Annotated in this window: 9 protein-coding genes; all 9 read right to left on the bottom strand. The window is 34.7% G+C overall.

Features of this window, described 5'->3' with window-relative positions; all coding sequences use genetic code 11:
- Positions 1-295: 295 nt before the first annotated feature.
- The 9 genes from BACFIN_RS04905 to BACFIN_RS04945 all read right to left on the bottom strand — a co-directional run bounded on the left by BACFIN_RS04905 (position 296) and on the right by BACFIN_RS04945 (position 12830).
- Positions 296-2053, bottom strand: a complete 1758-nt coding sequence (locus BACFIN_RS04905; protein ID WP_007756396.1) for an LTA synthase family protein — start codon at positions 2051-2053, stop codon at positions 296-298.
- A 95-nt stretch (positions 2054-2148) separates the two neighbouring features.
- Complete coding sequence (locus tag BACFIN_RS04910; protein ID WP_007756394.1) at positions 2149-4626, bottom strand: glycosyltransferase; 2478 nt, start codon at positions 4624-4626, stop codon at positions 2149-2151.
- A 29-nt stretch (positions 4627-4655) separates the two neighbouring features.
- On the bottom strand, positions 4656-6494 hold the full coding sequence (locus BACFIN_RS04915; protein ID WP_007756391.1) for an ABC transporter ATP-binding protein: 1839 nt from the start codon (positions 6492-6494) through the stop codon (positions 4656-4658).
- Positions 6495-6755: 261 nt separating this feature from the next.
- On the bottom strand, positions 6756-7676 hold the full coding sequence (locus BACFIN_RS04920; protein ID WP_055278583.1) for a glycosyltransferase family 2 protein: 921 nt from the start codon (positions 7674-7676) through the stop codon (positions 6756-6758).
- Between the two features lie 269 nt (positions 7677-7945).
- Complete coding sequence (locus tag BACFIN_RS04925; RefSeq protein WP_229092788.1) at positions 7946-8998, bottom strand: glycosyltransferase family 2 protein; 1053 nt, start codon at positions 8996-8998, stop codon at positions 7946-7948.
- Between the two features lie 4 nt (positions 8999-9002).
- Entirely contained in the window at positions 9003-9890 is an 888-nt protein-coding gene (locus BACFIN_RS04930) for a glycosyltransferase (RefSeq protein ID WP_007756382.1), read from the bottom strand.
- Between the two features lie 74 nt (positions 9891-9964).
- Positions 9965-10762 carry a DUF5672 family protein gene (locus tag BACFIN_RS04935; RefSeq protein WP_050761296.1) on the bottom strand — a complete coding sequence of 266 codons (798 nt, stop codon included), beginning with the start codon at positions 10760-10762 and terminating at the stop codon, positions 9965-9967.
- 11 nt (positions 10763-10773) lie between these two features.
- Complete coding sequence (locus BACFIN_RS04940) at positions 10774-12024, bottom strand: glycosyltransferase family 4 protein (RefSeq protein WP_007756379.1); 1251 nt, start codon at positions 12022-12024, stop codon at positions 10774-10776.
- Entirely contained in the window at positions 12021-12830 is an 810-nt protein-coding gene (locus BACFIN_RS04945) for a glycosyltransferase family 2 protein (protein WP_007756376.1), read from the bottom strand. Before BACFIN_RS04945 ends, BACFIN_RS04940 begins: the two co-directional genes overlap by 4 nt.
- Positions 12831-12980: the final 150 nt, after the last annotated feature.

The following is a 12980-nucleotide window of genomic DNA, read 5'->3' as shown; positions in this document are numbered from 1 at the left end:
TGAAGCTCTTTCATGAAAGCAGTAACATCTTCGCCAGTCTTAAACTGGGACAGAAACTCTTTACTTAAAAATTCTTTAGGAATGTCCATAAAATCTGATTTTTACAAAGTTAATATATAAATAAAAAAACTACGAGAAAAATCCCGTAGTTTTCTATTTACACAATCAGATGGATAGTCCCTATTTTCCATTGAAACTTGCTCTTTTATTAGCTATAAAAACGACAATTACGAACATTATCCAAGTATACCCTATATACGATTGTCCATAAATCGAATTCTGTACCATTACATATCTATTGGAAAGACAACATAGTATTTGTCTTAAAATAATCCATTCGAAGAAGAATATCCGACAGTATCCAACACCTTTCCCTTTGGGTCTTCACCGAATCCGGAATATTAACTCCACCTGCGGAAATCCCTGTTCTATAAGTTGCAAAATCACTAATTTCATTACTAAAGACACTTTCTCCCAAACCTGTAAATGAATAATCTGTACATCCCATCAAATCCAACAAAGAAGGGTATATATCCACTTGACCAATAACCTTATTAGTATGTTCCGAAGTTAATGGAGAATTCAAAATGATAAAAGGCACAAAACAATCTTCTCCTCTTAGCTCTTCGCGCCCCTCATATTCATTATAAGGAAGAGCATCATGATCACCTGTTATCACAATAATACTATTATCATATATCCCCCTTTCTTTCAGCTGTATTACAAATTTCCATATACATTCATCAACATACTGCAATATTACCATATAATTTTTTACATCTTCATTCTTTATTTCCAAATCATCAAGAAGGGTTTTCATATGTGGTGATCTAATCCATGGATAATGAGAGGACATAGTAACGATCTGTGCATAAAATGGCTGTGGCAGGTTTACCAAAAGAGGAAGTGTCTTTTCAAACAACTGTTCGTCAGCCTGCTCAAATTTCTCAGAATCTCGTAGCCGATCATATAAACGTTCAAAATGATAAGCATGAGACATCGCCTCTTGATTCCAATAGTTTTTGTCATCCCACAAAAAGGAAGCAGTCATATAACCTTTTTCTCGCAAAGCCGCAGGAAGAGAAGGAAATGTATTTGCAGCATAGCAAGCAGATGCAGCCCCTGTAAGCAATGGTAGAATTCCTGTATTAATGATCAACTGCGCATCACTAGATCTCCCATCTTTTACCTGAGGCATCTCTTTGGGAAAGTAAACTGTCTTATTTTGCTTTAATAAGAAATTTATATGCGGAGTAATTTCAACCCCATCAATGCACATCCCAATTGGCCACGAATGCAAAGATTCGACCAATATCAAAATTAAATTCCGGCCGCTTTCAACTTTCTTTTTTGCACAATTATTCCCATTTTCTAAACTACGCATAACCTCCCTCGCGTATTCCTTTTCCTTTTCAGAAACACCTTGAAAAATTCCGATCTGATAAATCCAATAATGAACGAAACCAAACTCCTTAAATGCCCGTACGGGTTCTATCGTATGAAGTCCATTCAACGATTCATAACCGGGAGCTGGATTTTGTTTACAAGCATAATATGTTATAATTCCACCAAATAATAATAAGCCAAACAATGATGTTCTAACCCTTGTCCATAAAAGAAAATTTATCTTTTTATATACAAAACAATAATATATACCCCAAAAAACAGAAGGAAAAACTACAAATATATCCCTAAACCTAGCAAGTCGAAAAATGCTAAGAGATAGTCCATCTAAGTTATAAACCATCAAATAAGATGACAAAGGCATTATTGTAGAATAAACACGATAGTACCAAACAATAGACAGAAAATATAAATTAATCAACAATAAATAAGGGAAAGCAAGAATCTTTTTTCGTACAAATAACAAAGGAAAAGCTATTAACATTGCATCCCCCCATCTACGGAACAGCACATAATCTTTGATATAATGTATTTGAATATTATGGTACACTTCTCCCATACTCAAATAAAGTAACATCACTAATATCAAATAGATAACAGTTCTGTCATACAAAAGAAATAATAATTTCTTTTCTGGAATATTATTCATTATTGTCTATCATAAATTATCTACATATGCCATAGCCGTATCTCCATAAATAAATTTCCGTTAAAAATAACCAAAATATTTCACTGAGCAAAATGCTATCCCTTAATTATCAACATTTCAATATTCTTTTCAAAAATATCCATTGTAAAATTCTCATCATATATTTTTCTGGCAGCCTTCCCCAATATTGGCAACTTCTCCTTATATAATACCATTTTTTCTATAGCTTCTGCCAACGCTACCGGATCACCAGCAGGAACCTTATACCCATTTTTCCCATTCTCAATAAAACTTGCCGTACCAGTATTCTCACTCACAATCACCCCTTTTTCCAAGGCCATTGCCTCCGTACAAACAATAGGCATCGGGTCATCCAATGAAGGAGACAATGCTATATCCACATTAGCAAACAACTGCAATAACTGTTCATGTTCCAATTCGCCGACATACTTTACACATGAATAACGACAATGTTTAATTGCCTTTTCTACTTTCTTCTCTATTGCAGCCCCTGCAATATATATTTCTATCTGTTCACGAACTTTTTTAGATAAAAAGTCCAAAGCCTGCAATAAAATAAGTTGGCCTTTTCTATCAGAAAGTGTTCCTGGCAATAAGAACTTAATCTTACTATTATCTAAAGTTTTATTTGCTACCTTCATCTCAACATCAGGTATTCCATACAACAAAACACCCAATTTGCGTTTATCGAAAATATAAGGATCAGCAAAAGATTTAGAATACTCACCTACAGCATAAATTTTATCAAATTTGGAAAATAACATCGACAAGTCTTTAAATCTCGTCCATCCCATATAAGAGTAACGTCCTTCATGCAACCAACAAATTTTTCTTGCCTCAATCTCTGAAAAATGTTCAATAAGCCATACAGTCTCTAATGTATTAAACACTACGACATCAAAAACAGACAAAAAGCGGAAAAGAGCCCTATGTCTTAAACCACAATTCATCAATAGAAAAGGTTCTACCAATAATTTAATATCCAAATCGGCAATTTCCTTTTCCATTGGTCCATGTTTCAAAGAAAGAATTACAGGTCTTATTCCTGATTTTTTTAGCATTATAGCCATATTTACCAAAGCACGTGGCGCCCCCGTCAAAGACAACTCATGACTTATAAGCAAGACCGTTTTAGTATCTTTCTTCCATTCTTTAACAATCTCAATATCTGATTCCTGTACTTCTAAGAGTTCTTCCGTTCCCACAGGAAAAGCTTTCAATTTTTGCTTCTTCCCATAACGCTCATAATGAATCAAAGGATTAACATTATTCAACCACACATCCACATAATTGCTCAAATAAGCATTGTTATTAAAAGAAGCCGACGGATTACATCCTTTTTTCCAACCTACTAACAAATAATGTATCATGGGATCGACGCCATTAAGTAAACCAGCATACTTCTCACTGTAGTAAGTAGAGTCAAATAGAAGCGATTTCTTCAAAATCTTTAAATTCTTCAAAATTCGCCGCGACACTTTAAAGCCATTCACCAAATCATTCATGTAAATAAACCAATCGCGTTCAGCTGCATACTTGTCTACATTACTTATACCATTAAATGAGTTGTGCTGTCTCCAATACGTAAGTTTATCTGCTGTATAAAACAAAAGTTCACTTTTCAGCATTTGTCGATATAGCCAAAAATCAATCCAAGCAGGAATTGGCGTATTATAATCTAAATTCTGAAAAACATCTTTTCTGATCATAACAGCAGAAAGTGTGGGAATATAGTTCATTTCCTTATGAGCACCAAGATCAAGTTTATTTCCTCCTACGGATAAAAAAGCATTTAAATCTTCCACATATTTTTTACGGGCATTGACTGCTTTTTCTTCACCGAACAAAGCCACATTATTAGATATAATTTTTACATCTTGATAACGATTTATTATATCCACTTTCTTCTCTAAATGATGTGACTCCCAAATATCATCACTTTCACAAAATGCGATAAATTCTCCTTGCGATTCTGCTAACCCTAACCGTATTGTTTCAGGTAGTCCTTTATTGACATTTCCCGGGTGAGTATAAAGCTTTATATTATTATTTTCAGACAAATACCTTTTTATAATATCTGTAGATCCGTCAGTTGAACCATCATCAACAATTACAATCTCAAAATTAGTATAGGTCTGCGACAATAGAGAATCAAGAGTTTGAGGCAAAAATTCCGCGTAATTATAACTTGCTACAATAACACTAATCAATGGTCTAGCATCCGTTTTTTTAGTTTTCTCAATGCCAATCTGACCGACATTAAAACACAACCGACCTCTTTTCTTTCCATGAAATAAATAATGCTCAAGAGGATTCATATTCCTGTATTGTACGTCTGGATAAGCATATAAATATTTACTCGTGGAAAATTTTTCAGATGGATTTTTTCCTTCCAACCATCCTTTTTTCAAATAATGTTTAACAGGATTAACTTTACCAATTTCCGGATATTGACTCAAATACCACTTTTTATCAAAAAGGCGAGAATTAGAAATACTATAATATACAACCTTCTTAACAAAAGACTTTTTTATCTTCTTAAATATTTTCATATATAGTTTAGGAATAAATTAACATCTACTTACAAGCTCTGCATGTCATTTAGTTTCTTATAATATCCGTTTAATGCAATAAGTTCTTCGTGTTTTCCTCGTTCTACAATTTCACCTTCATAAAGCACACATATTTCATCAGCATTCTTTATAGTACTAAGACGATGAGCGATAGCGATAGTTGTACGCGATTTCATCAATCGTTCCAAAGCTTCCTGAACCAAACGTTCAGATTCTGTATCCAATGCAGACGTTGCTTCGTCAAGAATCAATATCGGCGGATTCTTTAAGATCGCACGAGCTATGCTGACACGTTGCCGTTGACCACCAGACAGACGACCACCTCGATCTCCAATCATCGTATCATACCCCTTTTCTGTCTCCATGATAAAATCATGGGCATTTGCAATTTTTGCCGCTTCAATAACCTGCTCCATAGTAGCGTTCTCTACGCCGAATGTAATATTATTATAGAAAGAATCATTGAAAAGAATAGCCTCCTGATTTACATTTCCAATTAATGAACGCAAGCTATGTATTGACACAGAATTTACATTTTTTCCGTCAATCAACAGTTCACCTTCCCCCACATTATGGTATCGAGGTATCAAATCAACCAATGTCGATTTTCCAGATCCGGATTGCCCTACCAAAGCTACTGTTTTACCTTTTGCTACTTCCAAATTGATATGCTTCAACACAGGTCTTCCCTCAACATAGCTGAAGCTGACATTTTTAAAACTTAATTTATCCTCGAAGTTATCCAAAGGCAAAGGATTAACAGGATCTTTAATGTGACTTTCAGCTTTAAGTATCATATCAATACGATCCATGCTAGCAAGTCCTAGAGGTATGTTGTAAAAAGCTTTGGAGAATTCTTTCAAAGGATTAATTATACTATAAAGAATAACCAAATAAAAAATAAAAGTTGCGGCATCCATAGGAGCGTAAGAATTATTTAAGATCAATGCGCCGCCAAACCATAGTACAATGATAATCACACACGTACCCAAGAATTCACTCATAGGATGAGCTGAACTTTGACGTATCACCATTTCATTCATTGCGTCCCTGAATTCATTATTTGTTTTAGTGAAACGAGCTAACATTTTACTTTCAGCTATAAAAGCTTTTATAACCCGTAGCCCTCCCAATGTTTCATCCAATTGAGACATAATATCCCCCCATTGAGATTGAGCAGTAGCCGACTGCCGTTTCAGTTTACGGCTGACAACTCCCATAACCCATCCTGCCAAAGGCAATATGACAATTACAAACAATGTCATCTGCCAACTTACCGAAAACAGAGTAATAAAACATACAACCAACGCTATCGGATTACGAATAAGCATATCAATAGAGCTCGTCAAAGAATTTTCAACAGCGGTAACATCCGCACTCATACGAGCGATAATATCACCTTTCCGCTCTTCTGAGAAAAAGCTAAGAGGTAAGCTTAACACCTTGGCATACACCTGAATACGAATATCACGTACGATACCGGTACGCAGCGGAACCATTATGGCAGAAGATGCAAAATAACCGGCCGTTTTCAAAAGAGTTGCTATGATTAATATACACCCCATGACAATGAGTACAATAAATGCACCATGAGATTCTATAGATTGATTTATCCAATAGGAAGCATTATTCATTAGCACATCCTTATTCAAATGTGCTAAATCCATCGGCTGATATTCATAAACCTTAGTATCAATTTTGAATAATATATTCAAAATTGGGATTATAGCTAAAAAAGAAAACACATTAAGCCATTGGGACAAGAAGTTCAATATCAAAGAGCCCACAAGATATTTACGATATGGTTCAATATATCGCTTCATTAAAGTAAAGAACTGTTTCAGCATAAATTTAGTTATTATATATAGGGTGCAAAATTAACCATTTCTAATTACTCAGCAAAAAAGAATAAGAAAGAAAGATATAAATAGTATTTTTTTAGCAATCAGACTAATCATATTCACCATTTTAGCAGAGATTTACAGTTAATATATGCCCCCAGAATCATATATTTATAATATCCTGCAAGAAAAGGATTTCTTTTGATACAGTCACTATATATTTAAACCATTTTTATGCAGACATGTACAATTTAACTCTCGATATGCTCAAGACCGACCTCTGAATTTTCTTAATGTATCACGAAAAGCTCTGCACCAACGCCTATACCACTTGTTTCTATATCTATTTATTTTCTGTTTATAATACCCTAGCTCCAAATCGTATTGCTCTCTAAAACTTTTTAGCCTCGATTCAAAATCTTCTGTAGTACATTCTTGTTCCGAATCATAGTGCTCTAATCTGCGTAATCCACTAATTGTTCCGCCATAATACATGAAATATTTATCATGATGTTTCATATAAATATACTCTTCCAGTTCCTCCCTTCTTTTATCGGCCTCAGTAATCATCGAAACCGCTTTTGTTCTATAATAGAACAAGACCTGAGGTATTTTATGTACTACACTACTCTCATCCAAAAAACGTATAAGAAATTCCCAATCTTCATACCCCAAAAGCATTCGCTCATCATAACCACCAATTTGCAAAGCATCTTCTTTCCTATAAATAACTGAACAAAATAAAGAATTTCTAATCAAAAGAGATTTATATCCCTTGTATGACAAGTTCCATAATCCAGTTCTTTCACCAAAAAACTGCCCTAGACAATATACCAGTTTAGTATCCGGATTCTTTTGAAATGCATTCACAGCCTCCTCCAAATATTCTGGTTGTATAATATCATCTGCATCCAACGGTAATATAAACTCACCAACAGCCAAACTTATTCCTTTGTTTCTAGCAGAAGAAAGACCGCCATTAGGCTTGTATACATATTTAAAACGTGAATCCTTCTCAACATATTCTAAAGCAACCTGCTTGGTATTATCCGGAGAACCATCATCAACAACAATCCCTTCCCACAAATTATATTTTTGCTTCAACAACGAATCTAATGTTTCAGACAAATAGACAGCCTGATTATAACATGGTATAACAACTGAAACAAGTCCCCTTTTACATTCCATAACCATAGATTATTTATATAATAAATTAACAAACGTCAATTTTACCAAATGCCATCAATAAAATTCATCAATCCACCTGAATAGAAGGCATTTTACAGTATATTTAATTAATGCTTAATCTAAATGTAATTCAACGGAATCACACAGAACAAAAGGTCTAGGACTATGCTTTATAAATTTTATAAATACAAAATTAATTATTTCAAACTATTTAGCAAAAAAATGATAGAAAAACAAACTATTAACAATCACATCCATAGGCAGGCTCTCTACTTGCAATATTTAACTTTCAGAATCGGAATAACACCTAATAATTTATAATTCCATTTTCCGTTAAAGCATGTAACATTCAGAATTTCAAATATTCCGAATAAACTATATGTATAAGTATTCTTTTGAAACGACACTTGAAATACAGGGATAAAACCAAATAAATAATACCTTTTCTTCTCCGGTTGCTTTCCACCAAGCGGATTACGTTTTTTCAGTTCCGCATATACATAGTCTCGCCCAAACTCCTCCGGAACTTTATGAACAAGCGCCAGCTGTTCTTTATACGTTTGCTCGGTAATAAACTTCAGTTGCCAGAGCTGAAAACAATCATCTTCACTCAAGCCTATATGACAACCTATATGATGAAAGAAAGAAGTAGAATGATCCTTACGGGACTGAGCATCATAATGAAAAGAATATCCACCATATCTGTATGTTACAAAGCAATGTGGAACATACTGATGTTTATATCCCAAAGCATAAAGGCGAATCATCAGATCTGAATCTGCAGAAACACGATAAGACAAATCGAAGCCACCCATATCTCTTAAAACTTCCGTTTTAACCAACATGGTCTGGTGGCAATAATGTTCTCCAACAAGTAACTTTGACAAATCTCCTTTCCACTGAAATTTCCGGCCCGACTTCTTAAGAACACGAGCATCCGCATAAGAATAATCAGCATCATTCTCTTCCAACAGTTTAACACTGATTGCAATTCCTTCTGGATCGTGAAAAAAATCATCTGAATTTAGAATACTAATATACTTACCATTAGCCTTTAAAATTCCCTTATTCATGGCATCATATATACCTGCATCCGGTTCGGAAAACAATTTTATCCAACCTTGACTCTCATATTCTTTAAGTAGTGATAAAGTACCATCATTAGATGCCCCATCAATGACGATATGTTCAATATTTGAGTAATGCTGATTATGTACACTCCCCAAACATTGAATAATAAATTTTGCCCTCTTATTTTCAATCAGGTTATAAGTTGCAGTAATAACTGTAACCAAGGGGGTACTTTCATTCTTCTGCTCCATATGTTTAAGCATATCTCATATATTTTATAATGGCGGAAATACAATTTGTCAAATGCCTCCATGAAAAAGGACGACACAAAAACATCTTAAAAATTTTCCTTTTAAACATAATATCACAGTCTGATTTTAATACCTGTCTCAAAAAATCATAAGATGCCAACTCCTCACATTTACGGATCTTTCTTTCAGATATATTAAGATCTGATGTCTTTATTGGCAATAAATGCTTCCATTTTTCATGTAAGCGTAAAGTTGTGGAGAACCAATTTATATCACTAAAATTTCCTTGTGAAAAATGCTCTATCAACATCTGATTGGAGCAACACACATAATTTTTATAATTTGCAGTTGCTATTTGTAAAGAGAAATCAATATCATAACAATGAAATCCTGTTAACAACTCCTCATCAAACGGATATTTTTCCCAAATATCCTTTCTTACCCAAAAGCCTAGACCATCTAACGTTATTACCTCTTGAAATGGCTGATTCAAATCTGCATTCTCTACCAGAAATAAAGTCTTCCCTTCTTTTATTCTTTGATAGAAATAACTCACTTTACTCATATCGCAAAATTGATACCAACCACTACAACACGAGAATCTTGCTTTGTCTCCAACAAAACCTATAACTCCACATTCGGGTTCGGCTAACTTAGGAATTATAAATTCTCCCCACTTATCAGATAACAGCCTTGTGTCTTCATGCACAAAAAACAAATATGGATATTTTGCTTGCTGTGCCCCATAATTATATGCTTTTGCTATAGGCCAGTGTTTTTCACGATTGTCAATTGCAATAATTTCATATTCCACACCTATAGTTTGTGCAATATTTTGTTTCAAATCTTCTAAAAGCAAAGGAGAAACAGAGCAAATAATAATTGATACCATACTTTCAATATAATAATTATACAGAATCGTTATAATCTATATTATAACTAACCCACAAGGCACATGACAGAGCGTCAATCCTTTTTTATCAAACGAGACCAAAATGGATAATACTCTTTATGATACCAAGCATGACAACCAAAAGGAAGTTGCCGTTTATTATAATTAAACGCCCATTCTGCGCCTACTTCCATTGAAAATTGCAGCGCTTTGTCATATCGAGGAGTTCGCAAACGATACTGTTTCTTCCTAATTTCAACAAAAAGCAAAACATCCTCCGGATAGAAAGGCTTTTCATCATCCAACCATTGAGCAATTTTACTTTTATATTCACGCGTAATTGCTATCATTTTAGATATATTCCGCAATGAAAAGCCACCATTCCCGACTTCATATGTAAAATATTTCCATCGTCTCAATTTTGGACTTCCTATCAACCTGTAAAAAAAGCGCTTTAACAAAATACATTTGCCATTGCCCATCTTCCCTTCCAGTCGTTCCGGCAACCACGGAGCGCCAATATAATCGTACCCTCGCTTTGCCCAATCTAATAATTCATCACGAAAGACATATGCATCCAACTGAAAAATCAGCATATACTGGTAATCAACAAACCTTTGATAAAAATCCTCACTCAATACCAGTTTGTTATAAGCTCTCAAATTAGAAAAACAATCATCAGGGAAGTTTTCAACTTTCAATAACGAATATTGCGACAACAATTCATTTATATCTAAACTCGTCGGCTTAATCACCACAAGGGAATAGTTAGCTAAAACCTTTACACATTGATTTAATGACATTTCCTCATACTGTGTCAAAGTCGCTTTATAGATAGGAATAACTACAACTATATCTTTTTTTTCCATCATTTCAACCCATTTCAACAATTTCCTGCCACAGTCTCAATTGCTTTTCTTAAACGTCCCATTATCACACTCCACGAATAATATGTTTTCACATACTGTTTTCCTTTCTCCCCCATCTGCATACGAAGTTCATCAGACGCTTCCAAGCTAGCCAATTTAGATATAAAATCATTCTTATTCCAATAAGCAAGAGCTGCTCCCCCACTTCTGCTACAATGCTCTTTTAATACCTCACATTTCCCATTCACCAACATCGGTTTACCAAGATGCATACTCTCCAAAAGAATTAATGATAAACTTTCAAATTTCGAAGGATTCACTATAATCTTAGAATGACGGATGATTGCATATTTTTCATTTTCGCTAACAAACCCCGTATAAACCAAATCAGAATGCGGGACTGTAGCAGAAAATAATCCACCAACTAGCACAAATTTAAGTTCTGAATTTATGTTCTTAGTTTTATAGCAAAGAAAATACTCAATAATATGATTCAATTTACCCTTATCTATCCTACCTACATAAAGCAAGTATTCCTCAGGCAAACCATACTTTCTTTTAACTTCATCCCAATCAGCATCTATAGCTTCATTAATACCAACGCTTATAACTCCGTGAGAAGACATTCTCTTACCAAATATATTTTCTGCAAGCCGTTGTTCTGCAATAGTATTGAAACCTATATAAGCTACATTCGTAAAAACCTCAGTATAAATAGCTCGAAATGTAGAGCTTTCATAATGCATGGTAGGAATCAGAATCGTTTTATCCGGAGCACACAATGATGTGTAATAAGCTAATGGATAAGATATATTTATAGGAATAATTGCTCTATACTCATTCTTATATTTTTGTACATGAGCTATTAAACGAGGCGAGTAAAACATATAACTTTGCATTACTCTCTGTTCCATCTGATTCATCTGTTGCCAGACAGGACATATGTCAGCAATAAAGCGTAAAATATTCAGTTGATAAAGTATCTTCCTGAACTTCCGAATCCATTTAGATTTTCGTACATAAAAACGATGCAGATCCGGACGGATAGGTTCTGCCATAAATCGCCGCACAAGCACCCCATTCACCCATTCATCCCCAACAGGCAGTTCATTCTCTCCTTTAACATAGTTCTGTACACACGTCGATAAAACTTCAACATCATAATCTGGCACTAATCGTTCTGCCAACATTTTACAATGCTGTTCAACGCCGCCATTTACGTTTTCCCCATATCCTGTGACTACAAATACAACTTTCGCTCTCATGATAGCTTAGCAGTTTGCATATCTTTCACTATTCCATTTTCACACCATACAATTCTTTCTTCAATAACTTTTCTCAAAACCTGCTCATGATATTCCAAATTTTCCCTGGAAGCAAATTTATGATAAAGATGAAACTGCACTCCTCCCATCTTCAATTGCTTCTTTTGAATGCCTGCATGAATCAATCGATAAGATATTTCCACATCCTCTTGCCCCCACATCTCTAAAGATTCATTATAACCGTTTACATGAACCAGGTCTTCTTTCCAAAATGCCATATTACAACCTCTTATACGTAACATAGTACGCTTTGCATATCGATTAGCCAAATAACGCCTAAGCACCCGAGAACGAAAAGCATTTAACACAAATCTAAGATTCTGTTTTAGAAGAGCCGGATATTTCTCAACACCTTTTAAAAGACGAGTTGTAGACATCTTTCCTAAAAGCACACGACTCCCGCAAACAAAATACCCTTTCTCCGCCAGTTCTAAATGATCCGCAATGAAATGTCTGTCTAAGATTATATCTCCATCAATCTGAATAATATAATCTCCCTTCGCTTTTTCTATAGAACGATTGCGAATCGCTGAAAGGCGAAAGCCCTTATCCTCATGCCATACATGCACAATAGGAATATCTGTCTTCTCACGCATTTCATCAATTAATTGCCGTGTATCCTCACGCGAACCATCATCTGCTATCAGAATCTCAGCAGGCTTCACAGTTTGCGCAAAGACACTATAAAGACAAAGAGACAGGGCCTCTTTCCAATTATATGTGGATATTAATAATGAGACTAACATTTCAATAAGATTTAAATTCTACTTTCATTACTTTTTCTCATCTTCCGGCCAGTTATAATCCAACTCAGCCTCCCGTTGCAGCGCAGCCGCAATAATCTCATTTGTACTCTCTATAATTCTCTTCTTAATACCCGTTGTACTAACACCGGG

This window comes from Bacteroides finegoldii DSM 17565 (assembly GCF_000156195.1).
Classification (GTDB): Bacteria; Bacteroidota; Bacteroidia; order Bacteroidales; family Bacteroidaceae; genus Bacteroides; species Bacteroides finegoldii.
Note: the sequence above shows the minus strand (reverse complement) of the source record. Positions and strands in the feature narration are given on the sequence as shown.

Excerpts from the sequence above, each read along its gene's own strand:
- BACFIN_RS04915 (WP_007756391.1), bottom strand. The coding sequence starts at position 6,494 with ATGCTGAAACAGTTCTTTACTTTAATGAAGCGATATATTGAACCATAT.
- BACFIN_RS04935 (WP_050761296.1), bottom strand. The coding sequence starts at position 10,762 with ATGATGGAAAAAAAAGATATAGTTGTAGTTATTCCTATCTATAAAGCG.
- BACFIN_RS04925 (WP_229092788.1), bottom strand. The coding sequence starts at position 8,998 with ATGGAGCAGAAGAATGAAAGTACCCCCTTGGTTACAGTTATTACTGCA.
- BACFIN_RS04920 (WP_055278583.1), bottom strand. The coding sequence starts at position 7,676 with ATGGAATGTAAAAGGGGACTTGTTTCAGTTGTTATACCATGTTATAAT.
- BACFIN_RS04945 (WP_007756376.1), bottom strand. The coding sequence starts at position 12,830 with ATGTTAGTCTCATTATTAATATCCACATATAATTGGAAAGAGGCCCTG.
- BACFIN_RS04905 (WP_007756396.1), bottom strand. The coding sequence starts at position 2,053 with ATGAATAATATTCCAGAAAAGAAATTATTATTTCTTTTGTATGACAGA.
- BACFIN_RS04940 (WP_007756379.1), bottom strand. The coding sequence starts at position 12,024 with ATGAGAGCGAAAGTTGTATTTGTAGTCACAGGATATGGGGAAAACGTA.
- BACFIN_RS04910 (WP_007756394.1), bottom strand. The coding sequence starts at position 4,626 with ATGAAAATATTTAAGAAGATAAAAAAGTCTTTTGTTAAGAAGGTTGTA.
- BACFIN_RS04930 (WP_007756382.1), bottom strand. The coding sequence starts at position 9,890 with ATGGTATCAATTATTATTTGCTCTGTTTCTCCTTTGCTTTTAGAAGAT.